Source organism: Aquaspirillum serpens DSM 68 (genome assembly GCF_000420525.1).
Lineage (GTDB): Bacteria > Pseudomonadota > Gammaproteobacteria > Burkholderiales > Aquaspirillaceae > Aquaspirillum > Aquaspirillum serpens.
On the sequence record NZ_ATVC01000048.1, the window covers coordinates 1 to 22,711 of the forward strand.

General features: G+C 51.1%; 23 protein-coding genes. 13 read left to right on the forward strand and 10 right to left on the reverse strand.

Annotated elements, in window-relative coordinates; all coding sequences use genetic code 11:
* Both G465_RS15510 and G465_RS0109450 read left to right on the forward strand, forming a co-directional pair.
* Positions 1-204: zinc ribbon domain-containing protein (locus G465_RS15510; protein ID WP_081642751.1), on the forward strand; the 204-nt coding region annotated here is incomplete at its 5' end.
* Between the two features lie 47 nt (positions 205-251).
* Entirely contained in the window at positions 252-1,424 is a 1,173-nt protein-coding gene (locus G465_RS0109450) for a methyl-accepting chemotaxis protein (RefSeq protein ID WP_155846528.1), read from the forward strand.
* Positions 1,425-1,462: 38 nt separating this feature from the next.
* On the opposite strand, the gene G465_RS14280 is transcribed toward G465_RS0109450, so the two are convergent.
* From G465_RS14280 to G465_RS0109485, 7 genes are all read right to left on the reverse strand, one after another.
* Complete coding sequence (locus G465_RS14280; RefSeq protein WP_022654228.1) at positions 1,463-1,891, reverse strand: HIT family protein; 429 nt, start codon at positions 1,889-1,891, stop codon at positions 1,463-1,465.
* A 4-nt stretch (positions 1,892-1,895) separates the two neighbouring features.
* Positions 1,896-2,513 carry a hypothetical protein gene (locus G465_RS0109460; protein WP_022654229.1) on the reverse strand — a complete coding sequence of 206 codons (618 nt, stop codon included), beginning with the start codon at positions 2,511-2,513 and terminating at the stop codon, positions 1,896-1,898.
* A 12-nt stretch (positions 2,514-2,525) separates the two neighbouring features.
* On the reverse strand, positions 2,526-6,383 hold the full coding sequence (locus tag G465_RS0109465) for a DUF3683 domain-containing protein (RefSeq protein WP_022654230.1): 3,858 nt from the start codon (positions 6,381-6,383) through the stop codon (positions 2,526-2,528).
* 70 nt (positions 6,384-6,453) lie between these two features.
* The gene (locus G465_RS15120) at positions 6,454-7,200 is read right to left on the reverse strand and encodes a response regulator (RefSeq protein ID WP_022654231.1); all 747 of its coding nucleotides are present in this window, start codon (positions 7,198-7,200) and stop codon (positions 6,454-6,456) included.
* Positions 7,201-7,360: 160 nt separating this feature from the next.
* Entirely contained in the window at positions 7,361-8,347 is a 987-nt protein-coding gene (gene pdxA, locus G465_RS0109475) for a 4-hydroxythreonine-4-phosphate dehydrogenase PdxA (RefSeq protein ID WP_022654232.1), read from the reverse strand.
* Positions 8,347-9,648, reverse strand: a complete 1,302-nt coding sequence (locus G465_RS0109480) for a peptidylprolyl isomerase (protein ID WP_022654233.1) — start codon at positions 9,646-9,648, stop codon at positions 8,347-8,349. The genes pdxA and G465_RS0109480 overlap by 1 nt, the downstream gene beginning before the upstream one ends.
* The gene (locus G465_RS0109485) at positions 9,645-11,921 is read right to left on the reverse strand and encodes an LPS-assembly protein LptD (RefSeq protein WP_022654234.1); all 2,277 of its coding nucleotides are present in this window, start codon (positions 11,919-11,921) and stop codon (positions 9,645-9,647) included. The genes G465_RS0109480 and G465_RS0109485 overlap by 4 nt, the downstream gene beginning before the upstream one ends.
* A gap of 30 nt (positions 11,922-11,951) precedes the next feature.
* On the opposite strand from G465_RS0109485, the gene G465_RS0109490 reads away from it, so the two are divergent.
* From G465_RS0109490 to ruvB, 7 genes are read left to right on the forward strand one after another with little or no spacing between them, the layout of a single operon-like run.
* Complete coding sequence (locus G465_RS0109490; protein ID WP_022654235.1) at positions 11,952-12,983, forward strand: aminoglycoside phosphotransferase family protein; 1,032 nt, start codon at positions 11,952-11,954, stop codon at positions 12,981-12,983.
* Positions 12,983-13,666, forward strand: a complete 684-nt coding sequence (gene murU, locus G465_RS0109495; RefSeq protein ID WP_022654236.1) for an N-acetylmuramate alpha-1-phosphate uridylyltransferase MurU — start codon at positions 12,983-12,985, stop codon at positions 13,664-13,666. The genes G465_RS0109490 and murU overlap by 1 nt, the downstream gene beginning before the upstream one ends.
* Positions 13,657-14,190 carry a crossover junction endodeoxyribonuclease RuvC gene (gene ruvC, locus G465_RS0109500; RefSeq protein ID WP_022654237.1) on the forward strand — a complete coding sequence of 178 codons (534 nt, stop codon included), beginning with the start codon at positions 13,657-13,659 and terminating at the stop codon, positions 14,188-14,190. The genes murU and ruvC overlap by 10 nt, the downstream gene beginning before the upstream one ends.
* A complete protein-coding gene (locus G465_RS14290) occupies positions 14,187-15,143 on the forward strand; it encodes a prenyltransferase (protein WP_022654238.1) in 957 nt (318 codons plus the stop codon). The genes ruvC and G465_RS14290 overlap by 4 nt, the downstream gene beginning before the upstream one ends.
* A gap of 10 nt (positions 15,144-15,153) precedes the next feature.
* Positions 15,154-15,729: a Holliday junction branch migration protein RuvA gene (gene ruvA, locus G465_RS0109510; RefSeq protein WP_022654239.1), complete on the forward strand. Its 576-nt coding sequence runs from the start codon at positions 15,154-15,156 to the stop codon at positions 15,727-15,729.
* A gap of 3 nt (positions 15,730-15,732) precedes the next feature.
* Positions 15,733-16,413 (forward strand): phosphatase PAP2 family protein, encoded by a 681-nt coding sequence (locus G465_RS15125; RefSeq protein WP_022654240.1) that lies wholly within the window; start codon positions 15,733-15,735, stop codon positions 16,411-16,413.
* 17 nt (positions 16,414-16,430) lie between these two features.
* On the forward strand, positions 16,431-17,465 hold the full coding sequence (gene ruvB, locus G465_RS0109520; RefSeq protein WP_027405355.1) for a Holliday junction branch migration DNA helicase RuvB: 1,035 nt from the start codon (positions 16,431-16,433) through the stop codon (positions 17,463-17,465).
* A 3-nt stretch (positions 17,466-17,468) separates the two neighbouring features.
* Here ruvB and G465_RS0109525 read toward each other — a convergent pair whose 3' ends face one another.
* Both G465_RS0109525 and G465_RS15815 read right to left on the reverse strand, forming a co-directional pair.
* Positions 17,469-18,059, reverse strand: coding sequence for a hypothetical protein (locus G465_RS0109525; protein WP_022654242.1), 591 nt, complete (start codon positions 18,057-18,059; stop codon positions 17,469-17,471).
* Complete coding sequence (locus G465_RS15815) at positions 18,056-18,220, reverse strand: hypothetical protein (RefSeq protein WP_022654243.1); 165 nt, start codon at positions 18,218-18,220, stop codon at positions 18,056-18,058. Before G465_RS15815 ends, G465_RS0109525 begins: the two co-directional genes overlap by 4 nt.
* A gap of 194 nt (positions 18,221-18,414) precedes the next feature.
* On the opposite strand from G465_RS15815, the gene G465_RS0109535 reads away from it, so the two are divergent.
* From G465_RS0109535 to G465_RS0109550, 4 genes are all read left to right on the forward strand, one after another.
* Positions 18,415-19,551: an imelysin family protein gene (locus G465_RS0109535; protein WP_022654244.1), complete on the forward strand. Its 1,137-nt coding sequence runs from the start codon at positions 18,415-18,417 to the stop codon at positions 19,549-19,551.
* A gap of 71 nt (positions 19,552-19,622) precedes the next feature.
* The gene (locus tag G465_RS0109540; protein WP_040399530.1) at positions 19,623-21,020 is read left to right on the forward strand and encodes a di-heme oxidoreductase family protein; all 1,398 of its coding nucleotides are present in this window, start codon (positions 19,623-19,625) and stop codon (positions 21,018-21,020) included.
* A 32-nt stretch (positions 21,021-21,052) separates the two neighbouring features.
* Complete coding sequence (locus G465_RS0109545) at positions 21,053-22,033, forward strand: imelysin family protein (RefSeq protein ID WP_027405358.1); 981 nt, start codon at positions 21,053-21,055, stop codon at positions 22,031-22,033.
* Positions 22,014-22,472 carry a DUF1513 domain-containing protein gene (locus tag G465_RS0109550; protein ID WP_081642752.1) on the forward strand — a complete coding sequence of 153 codons (459 nt, stop codon included), beginning with the start codon at positions 22,014-22,016 and terminating at the stop codon, positions 22,470-22,472. The genes G465_RS0109545 and G465_RS0109550 overlap by 20 nt, the downstream gene beginning before the upstream one ends.
* Here G465_RS0109550 and G465_RS15515 read toward each other — a convergent pair.
* The coding region (locus G465_RS15515) for an integrase core domain-containing protein (RefSeq protein WP_155846529.1) at positions 22,418-22,711 on the reverse strand (294 nt) is incomplete at its 5' end. The two genes, G465_RS0109550 and G465_RS15515, sit on opposite strands and share 55 nt — an antisense overlap.

The window sequence follows — 22,711 nt, forward strand, 5'->3', positions numbered from 1 at the left end:
GAAATCAACGAAGCGTTTTCAACCCAAACATGCTCGTGCTGCGGAGAAATCCCCAACAGCAGTCCGAAAGGTAGGGCAAGTTTGCGAATAAGAGAATGGATTTGCAGCAACTGCGGTGCAGTACATGACCGCGATACCAATGCTGCAAAAAACATTCTCGCGGCGGGACTTCGCCGTCTTGCAGAAGGAATCCCCGCTCTTTAGGGCGGGGAGGAAGTCAACGTGATTGGTTACCGATTGTGGTGGCGGCGGTGTTGATTGCTGTTCATCATCTGGTGTTCTTTTGGCTAGAGGCCCAGCAATTCCCCGTTTGGGCTTATCCCGAAGGCACCCAATTTTGGACGGTGTCGATTCATGCCCTGTTTGTGGTGTTGGAAACCGCCATGTTAGTGGTGATGTCGATTCGCATGCGGCAAGAGGCGATTGAAAGCGCGGCGGTGTCGATGTTGGCGCAAGTGATGTCAAATGGTGATTTGGCGGCGCAAATTGAGATTGAAGGCGCTCAGGCACATAGCAAGCTGTTTAATTCAGTGGTGGAAATGCAAACCAAATTCCGCCGCTTGATGCGTGGCATTGCTGAACATGCGGTGACGGTACACGATAACTGTGCCTCGTTACACCACGCCTCACAAACTGTCGCCGAACATTCTGCGCGGCAAAGTGAATCTGCCCAACGGATTAGCAGCGAAGTGAAACATCTCACTGATAGCTTTAATACGGTTGCCTCGTTTGCCGTGCGTGGTGAAACCTTGTCTAAAACCTCCGCCAGCGAAGCGAGGGAAAGTGGTCAGGTGATGATTCGGACGGTACAAGATATGCGCCGGATGTCCGAGGTGATTCAGGTAACTTCTTCTGATATTAATAATTTGGGACAACAAACCGACCGTATTGCTGGCATTGCAAATGTGATTAAAGAAATTGCCGAACAAACCAATTTGTTAGCGTTGAATGCAGCGATTGAGGCTGCACGGGCAGGGGAGCAAGGACGGGGTTTTGCGGTGGTGGCGGATGAGGTTCGCAAATTGGCCGAGCGTACCGCGACATCCACCAATGAAATCCAAAATATGATTGCCGACATGGCGCAAAGTAAAGACTCTGCGTTATTGAGTATGCGTAGTTTGGTCACTCAGGTGGGGCAAAGTGTGGATGTGGCGGGGGATGCTGGCGAGGCGATTAGCCGTATTACGCATTCTTCGGAACAAGTGGCACAAGCGGTGCAAGAAATTGCACAGGCGATCAATGCCCAATTAGCCGCAACCGATTTAATCGGCCAACAGGTAGAAGAAGTCGCGCTCAGCGCACAGGCTAATGATGAGTTGGTAAAACAGTCGTTAACCTTGGCAACCGAAATCCGCGCCGTAGCAGAAGAATTACGCGACAGCGTAAGCTCTTTCAACGTCAAGAAATTGCCGCCTAGTGCGTAGTAAATAAACATTGGGGGCGTGTAGTGTGTGTCCATCCACTATGCTAATGGTTTTTTAGCATCAATAAAGTGAGTAAATGCTTCTCGCGTAGCGGCATCGATGGTTGGACGTTGATAGGGACGGTCTGGGGCGGGGGCCCAGATGGGGGCGGGGAAGTGGCGATCGGTTTGATAGCGGGCGATGATATGCCAATGCAAATGCGGCACCATATTCCCCAAGCTGGCTAAGTTAATTTTGTCCGGCGTGGCGACTGTGCGCATCGCCTGTTCCACCTTCCACACCCAACTCAGTAAATAATCACGATCTTCTTGCGATAAATCAGTCATCTCGGCCACATGCTGCTGCCAGATCACCCGCACAAACCACGGGTAGTCTGGTTCATCCATCACCCAGACCACACGCAGTTTTTCATCTTGAAACAACAATTCACCACCGGTGGTGTGGCAAAGCGGACACGTGGTTGACATCACATTACCCCTTCTGAGTTACCAACTGTTGCTGCATGATGTGGCTGGCTGGGATATGTGCCACAGGGTCGCCTAATTTCCCTTTAAACACCACTTTATCAATCAACCGAATGACCTCGGTGGCGAGCGCGCCGGTTTCACGATATTGCACAATCAGGGCTTCTAATAAACCAGCACAGCGGTCGATATTAGGCGGTTTCTCTGGGTTAGCCATGGCGACAATTTCATAGCGCAAGGTGTCGGCCAAGCTTGATGTGGCACGGACTTTCAGCAAAAAGCGTTGTAATTCACGGCAAACCGCCGGTTGTTCCAACATGAGTGCGGCAAAGCTGCTTTCATGAAAGGTTTGCACCGGTGCCATCCGTAAAATGCTGTGGATGGCCTTAGCTAATTCACCAGAATTACGCGAGGTGCGCTGTGGGCCTAACAGCGCCTCGGCAAAGGTAGAGTACGATGCCAATTCACCCACAATAACCAGCCACGCTTCCCGTTTTGCGCGTTGTTCCTCTCGCCGAGAAAACCCTCGCAACACATAATAAGTCAGCGTGCTACCGAACAAGGCACCGATGATGCCTTGAAAATCGCGTAGCCATTCCAGTAATTCAGGTGGGTTCATAGGCATGGCCAACTTTCCTTATAACAACACACGCTCAATTCCCCCTTGACGTGCCTTCTCAATGTAAGACGGCAACCAATTTTCGCCCAATACATGCCGTGCCAGTTCGATCACGATGTAATCGGCTTCTGTCCCCGATTCGGGGCCATAGCGATTAAGACCTTGCAAACAGGAAGGGCACGAGGTCAAGATTTTAACTTGCTCGGTGGCAGCTGGGGCCAAGGTCGCCAGACCTTTTTGAATTTCCTCTGCTTTGCGGAAACGCACTTGATTCGATACATCAGGCCGTGTTGCTGCTAAGGTTCCCGATTCCCCACAGCACCGGTCAGACAGCACCGCCTCGGCACCGACCAAAGCCTGTACGGTTTTAATTGGCGATTGTTGTTTCATCGGTGTGTGGCAAGGATCGTGATAGAGATATTTCACCCCATTCACCCCTTCCAATTTCACCCCTTTTTCCATCAGATATTCGTGAATATCAACAATTCGACAACCGGGGAAAATTTGCTCAAATTCATATTTTGCTAGCTGGTCATAACAGGTGCCACAGCTGACCACCACGGTTTTGATATCGAGATAATTTAAGGTATTGGCCACACGATGGAACAGCACACGGTTTTCGATGGTGATTTTTTCACCTTTATCGGCTTGTCCGCTGGCATTTTGTGGATAACCGCAGCACAAATAGCCCGGTGGCAATACCGTTTGTGCGCCAACATGCCACAGCATGGCTTGTGTGGCGAGGCCGACTTGTGAGAACAAACGCTCCGAGCCACAGCCTGGGAAGTAGAACACCGCTTCGCTGTCCTCGTTGGCGATTTGTGGATTACGAATCACTGGGACGATATTGCTGTCCTCAATATCCAATAAAGCGCGTGCTGTTTTCTTCGGTAAATTACCGGGCATCGGGCGATTGATAAATTGAATCACCTGCGCTTTTACTGGCAATTTACCGACGGTGGCAGGTGGGGTTTGTGTTTGTTGTTGTGCCAACCCTGCTTTTTTGGCGACTTCATGGCCAAAGCGTTGTGCTTTATAGCCAAGTTCAATCACCCCTTTACGCAAGACCTTAATCGTTGAAGGATCTTTTGCATTCAGGAATGCCATCGCCGCTGCCGTGCCGAGATTGAATTTACGCTTGCCGGTTTTGCGCAAGAAATTGCGCATAGCCATCGACACATCACCAAAGTCGATTTTCACTGGGCAAGGGTTGACACACTTATGACACACAGTGCAGTGGTCCGCCACATCAGCCAGTTCATCGAAGTGTTTAAAGCTCACGCCACGACGGGTTTGTTCTTCATACAAGAACGCCTCGGTTAACAGACCCACACCTAAAATTTTATTGCGTGGTGAATAGAGCAAGTTGGCACGAGGGACGTGAGTGGAACACACCGGTTTACATTTACCGCAACGCAAACAGTCTTTCACCGAATGGGAAATATGCCCAAGGTCGGATTGCTCCAAAATCAGTGACTCTGCCCCCAACAGTTCAAACGAAGGGGTATAGGCATTGCTTAAATCTGCCCCACGATGCAGCTTGCCTTTATTAAAGTGTCCGTTCGGGTCAATCCGTTTTTTATATTCGATAAATGGGGCCAGCTCGTCATCGGTGAGGAATTCAAGCTTGGTAATGCCAATTCCATGTTCGCCTGAGATCACGCCATTCAGCCCACGTGCCAACACCATAATCCGTTCCACGGCGCGGTGGGCGGTTTGGAGCATGTCGTAATCGTCAGAGTTGACCGGAATATTGGTGTGGACATTGCCATCGCCGGCGTGCATGTGCAATGCGACAAATACCCGCCCACGCAGAACACGTTGATGAATGGCACGGATGGCTTCCATAATCGGCGCATCGGTTTTGCCACCAAACATCGATTCTAAGTCAGCCAACAGCTCATGCTTCCAACTGACCCGCAACAGAAAATCACGCAAGGCGTGGAATACCGTTTGTGGCGGTTCTGGTGGGGTGACGTTTTCTAGTGGCGCTTCCGGATAGCGTGTGCGGTATTCGCTAAATGGTTGATCTAAGCCTTGCAAAATCCATTGCCACCGCTCGCGCACCGCTTCGATCAATTCCAAAGCACTATTACGGCGATCACCGATTAACTCAGTGGAAGGTAGATTCGAGCCCAATTTATCCACTGGCAACCTGCCATGGAAGAAAGCCGTCAGTTGTTCAAGCAGTTTGATTTTATTGCTGATCGATAGCTCGATATTGATGCGCTCAATCCCATCCGAATAATCCCCCAGCCGTGGCAGTGGAATCACCACATCTTCATTGATTTTGAAGGCATTGGTATGGCGGGCAATGGCGGCAGTGCGGCTGCGGTCGAGCCAGAATTTTTTGCGTGCTTCGGGGGTAACGGCAATAAAGCCCTCACCGGCCCGTGCATTAGCCAAACGTACAATTTGGCTGGCCATTTCACCCACGGCATTTTCATCATCCGACACAATATCGGCGATCAATACCATTTTGGGGCGGCCCTTCGATTTGGCTTTGGTGGCATAACCCACTGCCCGAACATAGCGCCAATCTAAATGTTCCAAACCGGCTAATTTCACCCCAACGGCAGTACCTGCGCCTTCGGGCTTAAACAAATCGGTGATTTCAACAATGGCTGGCGTGGCTTGCGCGACCGTACCAAAAAATTCTAGGCACACGGTACGAGTGTGTTTTGGCATCCGATGGAGGACAAAGCGGGCACTGGTGATAATGCCATCGGTGCCTTCTTTTTGTACGCCAGGGAGACCAGATAAGAATTTATCGGTGACATCTTTGCCCAACCCGACTTTACGGAACGAGGCGCCGGGGATGTCTAACGTCTGTTGGCTCAGTTGCGTTTGACCATCGGGGCTAAACCGTGTGATGCGGAACTGTGCTACATCTACATCATGAATTTTGCCGTAGTTGTGGCCAACTCGTTCGATAAATAGCCAGTTGCCATCGGGATCAACCATTTTCCACGAGGCAAGGTTGTCTAGGGCAGTACCCCATAACACCGCTTTCTTACCACCGGCATTCATGGCGACATTGCCGCCAATACAGGAGGCTTCAGCGGAAGTCGGATCAACCGCAAACACTAAACCATTGGCACCGGCGGTTTCCGATACTCGTGCTGTGACCACCCCAGCGCCACACTGAATAGTGGCGTGGGTGCCGGTTAAGCCGGGTAACTCGATATATTCCACCCCTTGGTGTTGATCGAGTTTTTCCGTGTTAATCACGGCAGAATAGGGCGTAAGTGGAATAGCACCACCGGTATAACAGGTGCCGCCGCCTCGCGGGATAATGGTGAGGCCAAGTTCAATACAGGCGGCAACTAAGGGGGCAATTTCCGCTTCGTTATCGGGATTTAACACCACGAATGGAAATTCAATCCGCCAGTCGGTGGCATCAGTGGCGTGCGAGACACGGGCTAGGCCATCGAAACAGATATTATCGCGGCGGGTCAGCGAACCCATGCGGGTGAGCACTTTTTGCCGCAGTTGTGCCGTTTCATCAAAACGGCGGGCAAAGTTGACAACGGCTTGTTCGGCGGCAGCGAGTAGAGCATGAACGCGGTCGTTACCGCTGCGGCGTTTGGCAATTTCTGTTAAACGATGACCCATGGCTTGAACCAACGCATCTAAGCGGGCACGGTTTTCCAGTAGATCATCTTGCAAGTAAGGGTTGCGCTCGACAACCCAAATATCTCCCAGCACTTCAAACAACATCCGCGCTGAACGACCGGTGCGGCGTTCACTGCGTAAGCTATTGAGCAGGGACCACATCTCTTCGCCTAACAGACGAACGACGATTTCTCGGTCGGAGAAGGAAGTGTAGTTATAAGGTATTTCGCGGAGGCGTTGCACTGGGAGAGTCGCGGTCATATCCGTACAGGCAAAAAGCAGAAAACCGCGATGTTACCCCAATCTTGCTGCGTTGCAGTGTGAAAACCGTTCATTCCCGCGCTAAATGCTCAATAAAATCGGCCAGATGAGTGCGAATTTCCTTTTCCATGGGCCGAAAGCGCAGGGCAATACGGATCATATTGGTTTTCCCCGGTGCCATCGGGTCGGCTTCTAAACGAATGATTTGTATGGGTAAAAGCAGTTTTTCTCGCTCGGCAAGCTTGGTTTCAATTTTGGCTTCACCATCATCAAACACACAAATGCCACGCGCTTGTTCCGCCGATACCATCGTCAACATGCCAGAGAGCGAAATATCGAGCATCGCTGCTTCGAGGTCGCGATTGTCGGCAAAGTGCAAAGTCAATGGCAATTCACTGACAGTTTGGACACGATCGGCATTGCGGCGGTCCATCTTGCTGTGCAACTTTGTTACTTTATCGATGACCGTCTTGGCATTAAACGGCTTAACAATATAGGCCGATACCCCAAGCTGAACCGCTGAGACCAAGGAGTCACGGTCAGAACGGGTGGTGATCATAATAAAGGGCAAGTGTGCGGTATTGGGGTCGGAGCGCACCGCCGTTAATACTTCATCTCCATTCATGCGAGGCATGTCCCAATCGCAAAAAATCCAATCGACCCGTTCATGGTGATTGCGCAGCAGGGCTAACCCTATTTGGCCGTCTTCTGCTTCTAAAATCTGTTGGCAATGTAATTGCTCACGCAGAATGCTACACACGGCTTTACGTGTGGCGTGGGAATCATCGATAACCAAGGCGGTATCATTATCTAGCATGATCGTCGAGCTTTGCGTTAGAAGGCTAATCAGTTAAACAAGAGTATGAGATTGTATCGACAATACCTAAAAAATACAGTTAATGATACTGGGTCCTTGCTTATCCGCAAATGAAGTTTATAAAAGTGGAAATATATTAAATTTAATGAGAATTTAACTGCTATTGTCGTTGTTTCACTAATTGCCATGCCAAATCGACCGCTGCCCACAAACTGCCAGCTTCGGCTTCGCCGCGTCCTGCCAAATCGAGGGCGGTGCCATGATCCACTGATGTGCGAATAATCGGCAGCCCTAATGTGATGTTCACCCCTTGCCCAAAGCTGGCATGTTTTAACACCGGTAATCCCTGATCGTGATACATCGCTAACACGGCATCGGCTTGTTGCAAGTATTTTTCTTGAAACAGGGTATCTGCTGGTAAAGGGCCCACCAAGTCCATCCCTTCCTGCCGCAGTTGGGTTAACACCGGTATGATGACATCAAGCTCTTCGCGGCCTAAATGGCCGCCTTCTCCTGCATGTGGATTCAAGCCTGCAACTAACAATCGTGGTTGGCGGATGCCAAATTTTTGCTGTAAATCAGCATAGGTAATGCGAAGTACCTGCGCTAATCCCTCCGGTGTAATGGCATCTGCCACTGCCCGTAGCGGTAGATGGGTGGTGGCCAGCGCCACGCGCATGCCGCGGCCAACCAACATCATTACCACCAGCGGTGTGCCTGTGCGCTCGGCCAGCCATTCGGTATGACCACTGAAAGGCACGCCGGCATCGTTAATAACGCCTTTGTGAACCGGCGCCGTTACCATGGCAGCAAAGCGGCCACTGAGACACCCTGCACACGCGCTTTCCAACAGAGCTAACACATGGCTGGCGTTGGCGCGGTTGAGCTGGCCTGCTATCACTGGCGCTGCAACTGGATGATGCGCCACCCACAGGTGATTGTCTGGCAGCGCCTGTGGTTCGGCGGCCTCCGTCCACGGCATCCAGTGCACTGTTTGTCCGAGTTGCGCCGCGCGTGCCGACAACACCTCGGTATCAGCCAACAACACTGAATGCGCGGCGGCGGGATGGCGAACCAGTTGTAACAGCAGGTCAGGGCCAATCCCTGCCGGCTCTCCTGCTGTGATTGCAAGCCATGCGTGGTTCATTAGTTCGTTTCGTCGTTCAAATGGTTTTCGATATAGGTCGAATCGCGCAGTTGGCGTTGCCAATCTTGGTATTGCTGTTCGGCTTTGCGCGCTTTTAATTCTTGGCGAATTTGTGCCCGTTCCCGTTCAGAACCCAAATCTTGGCGACGTTTTTCAATGACTTCGATTAAATGCCAACCAAACATCGACCGTACCGGTGCACTGATTTTATTGGGGGCCAAGCTATACATCACTTTTTCAAACTCAGGCACGGTATCACCTGGGCTGAGCCAACCCAAATCACCACCGCGTGAGGCGCTGCCATCTTCAGAATAACGGCGTGCTGCTTCGACAAAACTCATGCCCTGTGCCAAACGCTGTTGCACTTCATCCAAGCGTTGTTTGGCTTCTTTATCTCCAACGCTATCGCTGACTTTAATCAGAATATGGCGGGCGTGTACCTGCTCGACTAACTGTGCTTCACCACGGCTGCGCTTATCCAATAATTTGAAAATATGAAAACCAGAGGCCGAACGTAACACACGGCTGGTTTGGTTGCGTTCTAGCGTGTTCAACACCTCAACAAACGGTGGTGGTAATCGTGAAGCCGGTCGCCAACCGAGTTCACCGCCAGAGAGACCATCTGACGCATCAGAATAACTGGCGGCAACTTGGGCGAAGTTTGCCCCTTGTTTGAGGCGGTTGGCGGCTTCTTCTGCCCGTTTGGCTTTTTGTTCGACTTGAGCTGGGGTGGCCGTTTCAGGGACTGCAATCAAAATATGTGCTAAACGATATTCGCTGCGGCCTACGTTGACGGCACTGTTGAGGAAAGCATCGACTTCCGAATCGCTGATATTCACCTTGCTATCAATTTCGCGTTCGCGTAGGCGTTGCATAATGACTTCACGGCGCACATCTTCACGGAATGTTTGATAGTTAATGCCTTGTTGTTTCAGTTTTTGCCGAAATGCCTCGGGGCTGAGTTGATTGGCTGCGGCGAGGCGGTCGACGGTTTGTTCCAGCTCTTGTTCATCTAAGCGCACGCCATTGTTATAGGCATACTGCATTTGCGCTTCTTCGCTGATCATGCGTTCCAACACCTGTGCCCGTAATTGGTTGTCTGCCGGTGCTGGCACATTTTGTCGCTGTAAATTTTGTTTTGCTTGTAAAACACGATCGTTTAAGCCGCGTTCTGTAATCACGCTTTTATTGACCACGGCAATAATCCGGTCAACGGTTCGTACCGGCTGGGGTTGTGCTGCCCAAACACTGGCAGAGAGACATAAAGCAAGGCAAAGCGTAGAAAGACGAGTGGTAATCATGGTGCGAGCCCTTCGGGTTCATTGATTTTGCTGTAACCGGGAATGGCTAAGCGCAGAGTTTCTAAAGGATTAGAGCCTAAACCGCCTAGCTCGTTAAGTTCGAGTTGTAAGAAGACACCGTTAGAAGATTGGTTAACACCACTGACATAGCGTTGACCCACCGCACGGATTGCCCAGCAATCAGCGTGGTATTCCACCCCCAGCAAATGTTCTAGCGAGCGTTTATCACGTAGTGAGTAGTTTTCACGGGCAACCACATACCAATTGCGAGCCACTGGCCATTGCGCTGCAATGTCGAGCTGGCGCAGGGTATCGCGGGTTTGGGTATTGAAGAACAATTCATTGCGCCCATAGCGATAGCGGGCGGATACGGTTTTACCGGCAGCAGGTTGATAGCGCAAATCGATTGCGTAGCGTTCAGTTTTTCGCAATTCGGTGTTGTATTGATAGGTGGCTTGCAGTGTAGTGTGGCGGAAAATCTGACCACCAACGCTGGCTAAAAAGTCAGAGCGTTTGCGTTCATCTGGTAACCCCGTCAAAGTCACTTTTTGATCGCTGAACACATAGCGTTGACCAATACCAAGGCGGAAACGCTCCACACCACTGTTTTGGTCAATAAACCGTGTGGTGAGTGCGGCGGTGAGGGTGTTGGCATCACTTAATCGATCGCCACCAGAAAAACGATTTTCGGCGAACATCTGTGCAAAATCGAAGCTATTTTCCGTGGTATCAAATAACGGCAACATGTCTTGATTGCGGTACGGTGTGCGTACATACAGTAATCGCGGCTCTAAGGTTTGAATGGCAGAATCACCAAAGAAAGTCGCCTCACGTTCAAGTTGTAAGCCAGCATCTAGCGAGAAAGTCGGGGTGAAAAAACTCTTATCTCTGGCTGCTTGTTGTTGGAAGCGATCCAGTTGGTAATGGCGATAGTTCAGACTGAGTTTAGGAATCAGATGAGCATAGCTGGTGCGTAATGGTAGGCTGATGCTGGGCTGGAAGGTCAGCCGCCGCCCTTCTTGTTTGGTATCGTGGGCAAAATCGACATATTCACTGTTAAAGCTCAGCTCAAAACCATAGGGCAAGCTTTGTGCGGTCGAAAAGGTGATCTGTGGCAGCCGCGAATACGGTGCATCAATCTTTGCCATGCGATCTTGCAGGGTTTGATAGCGTTGAATACGCAGTTGACCCACACCAAACTCAGGTAACCACGTTAACACCGCTTCGCGCACCAAGTTCACATTGTCGGCCAGACTGGCACGATTACCGAAGTCACGGAAATAGTCATCATCTGAAGCGTAGTTGACCCGCGCACTGAACAATAAATCCGAACGCAGTTTTTGCTCATGTTCAAAACGCAGGGCATAGCGATCTTGCTGAGAAAGCTGGTCGTCTGGCAGATATTCACCAGAAATAAAGCCTTTGTAATCGGGCTGAAGGTAGCGGAACTCGCCACCCAACATCAAACCGCGCCGCGACAGAATCCGTGGTGCCAGCGTCAGGTCGTAATTGGGTGCCAAATTAAAGTAGTACGGCAGGCGGAAATCCGCACCAGCATCGCTGCGTGAAGCGAAGGTTGGGGCTAAGAAACCACTTTTCCGGTTGCCATTCACAGGGAAATCCAGATAAGGCGAATACAGAATCGGCACGCCATGAAACTCCAGCACCCCATCGCGTGCCACCCCGACATTGGCTTGATAATCGACATCAATCTGTCGCGCTCGGATATACCAATCATCATTGCCGGGGGCACAGGTGGTCACACGGGCTTGTTCTAGCCCATAGCGTTTTTGTCCATACAAGCGCGCTACCGCAGCATCAGCACGCAATTTGCGCTCACTGACACGGATATCAGCTTGATGCAGCACGCCTTGTTCTGCCGCAGGATCAAACACGTAATCTAAGGTCGTCCCCGTGAGCACATCGCCGTTGCGCTCGATGCGCACTCGGTCGCCGGCAACCACGCGTTGTCGATTTTGGTAGTAATCGAGCCAATCGGCCTCTACCTGTTCTTGCCCTCGTTGGATTTTCACCTGACCTTTGGCATGGAGTCGTTGTTCTACCACCCCTTCAATATGATCGGCTTCAACGGTGACTTGTCCATCGACAGCTGGCGGCGCGGTGACAAGCACCGGATCATCAGCATAAACAGACACGGGCAGTAAAAATGCCGTACAGACGGCAAGCACAACAGGGCGGAGACGGGGCATAGGATAGGACGCAATCTGGTGTAGATGCCGTGCGGCAAAAATCAAAGGCGGATAAAATCGCATAAATCCTTTCTTCTCGCAACGAAAGCACCCATGTCTCGTACCTCTTTGATGCAAACTTGGTTAGTTTCTGTTCTTGGTCATACTGATTTTACCGTGGCCCCTGCTTCGAGTGATGCCAGTTTTCGCAGCTATCACCGTGTTAGCTTGCCACAAGGTAACAGTTTTATTGTGATGGATGCGCCACCTGAACATGAAGATTGTCGCCCATTTGTGCGAATTGCTGAATTATTGCGTGCCGCAGGAGTGAATACACCACGCATTCAAGCGCAATCGCTGGAGCAAGGGTTCTTGTTACTCGAAGACTTTGGTTCACAAACCTATCTTGATGTTTTCGCACCCTTTGCCGGCTTCATCCCGTTTAACAATCCTGCCTTGCCACAGGTGCGCCTGTTATTGGGCCACGCAATTGAGAGTTTGGTGGCATTACAACAAGCGGATGGCAGTCAACTTCCTCCCTATGATGAGGCCTTATTGCGCCGTGAGGTGATGCTATTCCCCGAATGGTTTGCTGCCAAACACCTCAACCGTCCTTTGACAGTACAAGAACAGCAAGTATGGGAAGACGGTATTGCGATTTTGTTGGCCAATATCACCCAACAAGCGGCGGTGCCGGTGCATCGTGATTTCACGGTTCGCAATTTGATGCTGACTGCCGAACATAACCCGGGGGTGTTGGATTTCCAAGATGCCGTAGTTGGCCCAATTAGCTATGACATTCTGTCTCTAACCCGTGATGCTTTCATCGGTTTTGATGATGAATTGGTGTTGGATTGTGTGGTGCGTTATTGGGAACAAGCTCGCAAAGCCGGTTTACCTGTGCCAGAACAGATTGATGAGTTTTGGCGTGATTTCGAGTGGATGGGTGTGCAGCGTCATTTGAAAGTCGCCGGTATCTTTGCTCGTCTGCATTACCGCGATGGCAAGAGCAAATACTTGGCCGAAATCCCCCGCTTCCTCGATTACATCCGCAAAACCTGCAATCGTTACGAAGAATTGCGCCCCTTGGGTGCTCTGGTGCGTGATCTGGCAGGGATTGAAGAACAAGTTGGGTACACCTTCTGATGCGGGCGATGATTTTGGCGGCTGGGCGCGGTGAAAGAATGCGCCCTCTCACCGACCATACCCCTAAACCGTTGCTGAAAGTGGCTGGCAAACCGTTGATTGTTTGGCACCTTGAAGCGTTGGCGGCAGCAGGGGTGCGTGAGGTGGTGATTAACACCGCTTGGTTAGGCGCGCAGTTGCCGCAGGCACTCGGTAATGGTCAAACTTGGGGTATCGACATTGCTTACTCACACGAGGGGGCCGATGGGTTAGAAACCGCAGGGGGGATTGCTACCGCACTGCCACTGTTGGGTGAACAACCTTTTTTAGTGGTGAATGGTGATATCTGCACCGGTTTTCCTTTTGCTACTCTCTTGCCACAACTGGCAGCATGGCCGGTGGAACGGCTTGCTCATTTGGTGTTAGTGGATAACCCGACTCATCACCCTGAAGGGGATTTTTCCCTCACAGCACAAGGCTTGGTGGCCGATCAACCCGAGTTAACCTTTAGTGGTATCGGTCTTTACCATCCCCATTTGTTTGCGCCAGTGTCCGCAGGGCAGCGTGCTAAGTTAGCACCCTACTTGCGGCAAGCGATGGCACAAGGTCGGGTGTCGGGAGAATATTTTGCTGGCCCGTGGTTGGATGTTGGCACAGTAGAACGCCTGCAACAGGCCGAACAATTGGCAAGCACATGGCAGTAAGTGCTGTTCGGGTTTTGGGCATCGACCCCGGCAGCCGTCTGACTGGCTTTGGGGTGATCGACTTATACGGCCAAGAACGCCGCTATGTTGCCTCGGGGTGTATCCGTACGCCGCAAGGTGCCACCTTGCCGGAGCGGATCAAGGTGTTGTTAGATGGGTTAAGCGAAGTGGTGATGCTGTATGCCCCACATGAAGCGGCGGTGGAACAGGTATTCGTCAACGTCAACCCTGCGGCGACCTTGATGTTGGGACAGGCGCGGGGGGCGGTGTTGTCGGCCTTGGTCTTAGCGAGTTTGCCAATTCATGAATACACCGCGCTACAGGTCAAACAATCGGTGGTTGGGCATGGCAAAGCCGCAAAAGAACAGGTGCAGGCGATGGTGGTGCATCATTTGCGTTTATCAGGTACCCCACAGGCCGATGCTGCCGATGCCTTAGCGGTGGCCTTGTGTCATGCCAACCACCGAACCATGGCAGCGCGGGTGCCGCGTGGGTTAACCGTCAAAGGAGGGCGTTGGGTATGAGCGCGGTACCATTACAAGAACCCTTGCCGCAGCATTTTTCACATCCGCTATCCCGTTACTGGGCTGCAACGCGCCCAGCTTTTCTGACGCTGACGGTGGTGGCCTGCGTCCTCGGTGCAGCTTTGGCACAGTTTCACCATGCCACCGACTTTGTTTTATTGCTGTGGGCAATGCTTGGCGCGATGTTGTTACATGCAGCGGCTAATGTGATTAACGACGTAGCAGATGCCCATAACGGCACCGATTCTGCCAATGAGCGCCGCTTATTTCCATTCACCGGAGGCAGCCGCTTTATTCAAAATCAAGTGTTGACCATACAACAGATGACGCTGTTTGGTGGTGGTTTACTGTTGGCGGCAACGGCAATCGGTGTTTATTTGTGGTGGCAACGTGGCAGCGGCGTGGTGCTGTGGGGGCTGATTGGTGCTGGACTGGCTTGGGCCTATTCTATGCCGCCTTTGCGCTTGAACAGCCGTGGCTTTGGCGAACTGTGTGTGTGGTTAGGGTTTGCTCTGTTGCCGATGGGCTGTGCTTGGGTGGCGGGTGCGCCGTTATCACCTACCGTCTTGGCGGCAGGCAGTAGCTTCGGCGGTTTGGCGATGGTGTTGCTCTATCTCAATCAATTCCCCGACCGTGAGGCAGATCGATTGGCCGGCAAGCGGCATTGGGTGGTGCGGTTGCCGCTGGCGGTAGCAGCGGCGGGGTATGGTGTATTAGTCGCCATTGCCTACGCCATCTTGTTATCGGCTATCCTGTACCAGATATTGCCGGTATGGACTGGTTTGGCTGCGCTACCGCTACCTTTATCTCTCTTTGCGTGGCAGCAATTACTGCGCCATGCTGCACAACCACAGGCATTACGCCCTGCGATTATCGCGACGTTGTTGGCAACCCATCTTTCCCCGTTATTGTTAGCATTGGGGCTGTGGCTGCACGTCTTTTTTCCGATTTGAAAAGGTTGTCATGATAGGACGTTTACACGGTGTGTTATTAGAAAAACACGCACCGCAGATAGTATTAGATGTGCAAGGGGTGGGCTATGAAATTGACGTGCCGTTACGCTGTTTTGAACAGTTACCTGCCTTGGGAGAGGTCGTCACACTGCATACCCATCTGGTGATTCGAGAAGATGCCCATTTGTTATTTGGTTTTCTCACGGCGGCTGAGCGTGCCACTTTTCGCCAACTGATTAAAGTTTCGGGCATTGGTGCCAAGATGGCGCTGGCCATTCTCTCGACGCTCTCACAACAAGAACTGGCTCAAGCCTTAGCAACGGATGATGTCAAACGGCTGTCCTCTGTCCCCGGTGTCGGTAAAAAAACCGCTGAGCGTTTGATTCTAGAATTGCGTGGCAAACTGACTTCCGCCGACACCATACCGACTTCCCTGCTGGCCAGCGCCCACAGCGATATTGTGCAAGCACTGATCGCCCTAGGTTATCAAGAAAAACCCGCAATGGCAGTGGTAGAGACGTTACCAGCCGACATCGAAGTGGGTACAGGTATCCGTTTGGCCCTTAAACAATTAGCAAAGCTCTAACTTATGGCAACGTGGTCTTTTTATTCCGATCGGCAAGGGCAACAATCGCGTTGGTGGTGGTGTGGAGCGATGTTGTTGGGTGGGGTGTTATCGTTGGCATGGCTGGCGCTAGCATGGCAAGGTCAAAAACCTTGGTTGCTGCAAATCGATCAATGGGGCATGCAGTGGGTCAACTGGCGCGAGGGCACAACCGCTACCTTTGCTTGGTACTTTGCCCTCACCATCGATTGGTTGGGGCGGGCGCTGATCTCGATTGTGTTAGCTTTGTTGCTCGGGGTGTGGTTGGCAAAACAACAACGCGGCGTTTGGTGGGCACCACCGGCGTTATTAAGTGCCGGTTGGTTAATCAATTTCCTGTTGAAAGTCGCATTTGATCGGCCCAGACCGGCATTAGAGGTGGCGATTTCAACCAGTGGCAGCGCTTTCCCCAGTGGCCATGCTACAGCAACGACTTTGTTATTAGCCTTGTTTGCCTATGGACTCTGGCCGTTATTACCGCGTTGGTTACGGATGCCGGTGATGGGAGTGTTTTTGGTTTTGGTGGTGTTGGCCGCGTTGACCCGTCCCTTGCTGGGAGTGCATTACATCAGTGATGTGTTGGCCGGGATGGCATTGGCGATGAGCTGTTTTGCTGGGTTTTTATTATTGATGCCGGCGGCTCGTACGCGGCGTTTATTTTCTTAAATCGAGAAATGATTGCAATGATTGAAACCGATTCTTTACACAGCCAAACCCCACGCATGATCAGTCCCGCCCCTCAATCGCGCCAAGAGGAGGTATTAGAACGGGCATTACGGCCAAAACAGTTGCAAGAGTATGTTGGACAACGCAAAGCGCGCCAACAGTTAGAAATTTTTATTGAGGCCACCAAGCGCCGCCGTGAAGCGTTAGACCATGTGTTGCTATTTGGTCCCCCTGGCCTCGGTAAAACCACTTTGGCGCACATTATTGCCTATGAGCTGGGTGTGAATTTGCGGCAAACTTCCGGTCCAGTATTAGAAAAAGCCGGTGATTTAGCTGCTTTACTGACCAATCTCGAACCAAATGATGTGCTGTTTATCGATGAAATTCACCGCTTATCGCCGGTAGTTGAGGAAATTTTATATCCAGCGTTAGAAGATTTTCAGATTGACATTATGATCGGCGAGGGCCCTGCGGCACGCTCGGTCAAAATTGATTTGCCCCCGTTTACTTTGGTCGGAGCTACGACACGAGCAGGCATGTTAACCAACCCACTGCGGGATCGATTTGGCATTGTGGCGCGGTTGGAGTTTTATACCCATGATGAATTAACCCAAATTGTGACGCGCTCTGCCAATCTGTTGGAGATGCAAATGGAAGCGGCAGGTGCACACGAAATCGCTCGCCGGTCTCGTGGCACACCGCGTATTGCCAATCGTTTGCTGCGGCGAGTCCGTGATTTTGCCGATGTGCGGGCCGATGGGGTGGTTAGTGCGGCGGTGGCGGATGCGGCGTTGTCGATGTTGGATGTTGATAGCGCAGGTTTGGATGTGATGGACCGCAAGTTGCTCGAGGCGATTATTCACAAGTTTGCCGGTGGGCCAGTGGGTTTAGACAATGTTGGCGCGGCGATTGGTGAGGCAAGCGATACGATTGAAGACGTGATCGAACCGTATTTAATTCAACAAGGCTATTTACAACGCACGCCACGCGGTCGTGTTGCCACTGCCTTGGCTTATCAGCATTTTGATTTGCCTCCTCCCGCTATCGGCTAAGGTTCAATCATGGATTGGCCGGAAATAGCCTTTAATACATGACAAATCCCTGACGCAAATTTGGATATGATCTCTGTCATTGAAGCCTGCGCCAGGGTAAACCTCTGCACCTTCTGTAAAAACGCCACGTACAGTTTGATAGGTAGGTTCTTGTAGTTCATGCCGCGAGGTGTGAAGAGCTTGTATCACTGCGCAATCTAATTTCCGCAATAATTTTGCTTTGCCGTTGCTTGGCAAGACGCTTTCAGTGGCTTGCAGAATTTGGTAGGCATCTTGCAGCTCTTGTAGGGCATGACTGTCGAGCAGGTTGAGACACTTTCCTAAATCAATAATGGCACCGAGCACAAACGGATGCTTGATTTTCCCTTTGGAGTTTTTTCCTCCAAGTGCTCGTTCTTCAGCAAAAGCCAATGCTCGGGCAGGGTTGGCTTCCCAAAAATAAATTCCATGCCCAAGCCAATCATAATCATTTTGGCTTGGCTCAAGATGAGTGGTTTTCCCACCAAGAATTGCTTCCCCTACTGTCGCATCGCATCCGTGGAAACCGAATACATGAGAGGGATAAGAGGTGTAAATGGACCAATTCATTTTCATTGGTAATGTTTTGTCAGTTTGCCAGATTTAGTCAAGATGCCTGTTTTCTGTAGAAAAGCTTTTGCTTCTGCAGGGTTATTGGCCAGCGACTGCCGTAAAGCTTGCATTTTTTCATGCAAACTTTGTTTTGTCTTATCTGTATTTTCATCAATTTTTTTCATTTTTTAATTCCCCTAGTATAAATGCTGATGAGTGGCTGACTCTCAATAAGCTGATCTGTTATCAGATTAAGAAATCGAGACTCTTGGCGTCAAGTTGGAATTTTTGTATTAGCGATCGCCAAAAAGACACTTGCCTATTGCAAATGACAAGGAATATCATTTGCAAAAACTAAGACTACTTTAAGGAAGTTTCTATGCTACTCAAAAAACTGTCATTGGCTGTTGCAACTGCACTTGTCTTTGCTTCGCCTGTGTTTGCTGCGCCTTCTGCTGTTCAAGTCAGTCAACACTATGCAAACTTAGTTGAAGCGAACTACCAAGATGTGTTGACCCGTGTCAAAGCATTACAAACGGCGATTGATGCTTTCGTTGCAGCCCCTTCTGCCGAAGGATTAGAGCAAGCGAAGCAAGCATGGTTGGCAGCACGTGAACCGTATGGACAAACCGAAGCGTTTCGCTTTTATGCCGGCCCGATTGATGATGCCAAGGGCCCTGAAGGGCAAATCAATGCTTGGCCATTGGATGAATCGTATATTGATTACGTAAAAGGCAATCCCAAAGCGGGGATCATCAACAAACCCAATGTGGCAATCACCAAACAAAAACTGGCCAGCCTGAATGAAAAAGGGGGAGAGGAAAACGTTTCAACCGGTTTTCACGCCATTGAGTTTTTGCTCTGGGGTCAGGACTTCAACAAGGAAGGCCCTGGTCATCGTAGCTACACCGATTTTGTCGATGGTCAAGCGCCGAATGCCGATCGTCGCCGCACTTACTTGAAAACCGTGACTGAGTTGTTGGTTGAGGATGTGCAATATTTGGTGGAAGCGTGGCAGCCGAATGCAAAAAATTACCGTGCCCGTTTTGAAAAAGACCCTCAAGCTGTTCGTAAAATGCTAGTTGGCATGGGCGTGTTGTCACGTGCTGAGCTGGCAGGGGAGCGGATGGAAGTTGCATTAGCCAGCCGCGATCAAGAAGACGAGCATTCTTGCTTTTCTGACAACACCCACCGCGACATCGTAACCAATGCCGAGGGGATTCGTAATGTTTGGTTAGGTCAATATAAACGGATTGATGGTACCGAAATCAAAGGGCCTTCACTGCAAGAGTTGGTTCATGCCAACAATCCACAAGCTGCTGAAAAATTATCCCGCGATTTAGAAGCCACACTCGCTGCAGTGAATGCCATTCAAGCGCCGTTTGACCGTGAAATTGCTGAAACCGAGGGCCGTCGTCGCGTACAAAAAGTGGTACAGCTATTGCGTAAACAATCAGATAGCATGGTTGAAGCGGCAAAAGCTATCGGGATTCAACGATTAAATGTCAAAGGCTAAATTGGCCTAAATCTGCTCACCACACGCCCCGCTTGCCAGTGGGGCGTGCTGCTTTAGAGGATGGGAAATCAATGATGAAGATGCGTCGATTAGGGTGGTTATTGGCTGGGTTGAGTCTATCCGGCATTGGGGTGGCGGCAGGGCAATGGTTGGCGACACCTGGAGAGGAACTGTCTGGGGGCGAAACAACTGTCCACGAGGTGGGACAAAATGCGTTTTCTTTGCCTTTTGCCAATCTACGCGGTGAACGCCGCACTGATTTTGCTGTGGGCAATTCTTTCTTTAAGAAAAATTGGGTTCAAGCGCCGGCTTCGACTACTGCGCGTGATGGCTTAGGCCCGCATTTTATTGCACGCTCATGCTCGGCTTGTCATGCCTTAGATGGACGTGGTGCACCGCCGGTCGATTTAGGCGAGCAACCGATGGCCTTGTTAATCCGTCTCTCTATTCCTGGTACACCATCGAAACACGCTGGAGTGGTACCCGAACCAACTTACGGCGATCAATTTAATAATGATGCGGTCGATGGCGTGAAACCTGAGGGTAAAGTTGCCATCCATTATCAGGAAATCAGCGGACAATTTGCTGATGGTGAGCGTTATTCGCTGCGCAAACCCACTTATCAACTGACCGAACTAGGGTATGGCTCGTTGCACCCCGATACCATGCTTTCACCTCGGATTGCGCCACAGGTGATTGGATTGGGATTGTTAGAAGCTATTGCAGAAAAAGACATTTTGAAAAAAGCCGATCCAGATGATCGCGACAGTGATGGTATTTCTGGTCGTCCTAACTGGGTATGGGATGCGCCTAGTCAAAAGACGGTGTTGGGCCGTTTTGGGTGGAAGGCAAACACCGGCAGCGTTGCTCATCAAACCGCAGGGGCGTTTTTAGGTGACATTGGCATCACCAACAAATGGAACCCACAAGAAGCCTGTACGGCCAAACAAGACGATTGTGTTGCGGCTCCTTCTGGTGGCAAACCTGAAATCAGCGATGACTTATTGCGTAAAGTGGTGTTTTATAGCCAAACCCTTGCGCCACCGGCTCGGCGTGATGTGACAAGCCCACAGGTGTTGCGTGGTAAACAATTATTTAACGAAATGAAATGTGCTACTTGCCACACCCCCAGTTATCGCACTGGTGCCTTAAAAGGATTACCTGAAGCCGCGTTCCAAACCATTCATCCTTATACCGACTTGTTATTGCATGATATGGGTGAAGGATTGGCCGATGGTCGTCCTGATTTTCAGGCATCGGGCCGCGAATGGAAAACCCCACCGCTGTGGGGGATTGGTTTGTTCTCGGATGTCAATGGGCATACTTTTTATCTCCATGATGGTCGTGCGCGTAGTTTAAGCGAGGCGATTCTGTGGCATGGTGGCGAAGCAGAAGCAGCGAAACAGCGTTTTGTCCAAGCGAAAAAAGCAGAACGTGATGCTTTGCTGGCATTTTTAAATTCGCTCTAAACATGGGCTGTGGAAAAGGCAGTGTGAACGGCATGGTAAAAATAAAACAATGGCTAGGGGTGGTGGTCTCGCTGTCTTTTGCTGGATATGTGCAAGCCGAGGCGATTACGGCGGCAGATTTGGTGCAGGCCCAAGCGAAGACAGTGTTTATTCCTGCGGCAGAACGCTTTGCTAGCCAAAGCACAGCATTACAAACCGCAAGTGAAACCTTATGTCAGCAGCCATCTGCTGCGCAGTTGCAACAGACTCGTTTACGGTGGCAAGACGCTGCTACCGCATGGTTTCGCCTTGGTGGGGTACAGGCTGGGCCGGTGCTACAACGTAAAAGTGCGCGGCAAGTCTTTTTCCATCCGACGCGCCCAGCGCGGATAGAAGCAGCGATTGTGGGTGAGGAAGACGGCGAAAGTGTGGCGGCGCGTGGCTTGCCGGCGGTGGAGTATTTGTTGTGGCAAGACGGCGATACGTTGGCAACACTGAAACAATCGGCGCGCTGTGCCTATCTGGTGCGTATTACACAAGACGTCGTCACCGAGGCGAAAGCCATTCAACAAGAATGGCAACAAGAAGCCTCTCGCACATACAGTGAAGCTGATGCGTTAGCCCGCCTAAACGAAACGTTTAATGTAACTTTAGCGGCAGTCGATGGCCTCGATAAAAAACTCGACAAAGCCTTACACAGTGGGCAAAAGAGTGCCGAAGGTGTGCGTAGCGGCAGCAGTCGTTTGTTGTGGGAAGCGCAAGCCGAAGCAATCAACGCATTGGTGGGGGTACCGCTGGGTAAAGGCTTGGCGGGTTGGGTGACGTGGCAAGATCAATTCACTGTGGCGCGTGAGTTGGTTAGCCGCAGCCAAGATGTCTGTCATGTGCTACATACCCTAAATCGACAACGTACGCCAAAAGAAGGTTTGCAAGCCGCGAAAGACAAGTTGGCTGCTTTACGCAGTTATTTAGATGATCAAGTGGCACGGGCAGTGAATGCGTCGGTGAGTTTTAATGATGCCGACGGAGATTAAACCCATGTGGCAGCGGCGGCAGGTGTTGCAGTTAGGGGTTGCGGGGTGGCTTACATGGTGGGCTGCCCCTGTTGCGTTTGCACAGACACAAAACACCACTTTACTCGTGTCTGCTCAAGCACAGGGCCGCGATTTTGCTGTCAGTGTGGTGGATCTACGTGCAGGGTCTGTTCTTGCCACAGCTACGCTACCTTTTCGAGGGCATCAAGTGTTGTTTTCGCCCGCACAAGAGATGGTGTGGGTCATAGAACGCCGGCCTGGTACTCGGGTGGCTCGTTGGCGGTGGCGTGAGGCCAAGTCTGCGGACATTCTCCCGATTGAAGAAGGCTATAGTCTCAGTGGTCATGCCATCCTCCATCCCGAAGGGGGACTGTTATGTAACGGTCAAATTTTTTCGGACAGAGAGATAGGTTGTGTGTTTGCCATATTCTGTTCGTAGACAGCTGGGGGCAAATAACCCAGAGTTGAATGCAATCGCAGGTTGTTGTAGAACGTCACGATGTAATCAGCGATATCGCGGATGGCCTCGTTGTGGTTGGCGTAGTCGCGTTGCCAGACGCGTTCCATCTTCAGATTGAGGAAGAATCGCTCCATGACGGCGTTGTCCCAACAATTGCCCTTGCGGCTCATGCTCAGTCGTAACCCGTGCTGTTGCAGCAAAGCCTGATGGGCTGCGCT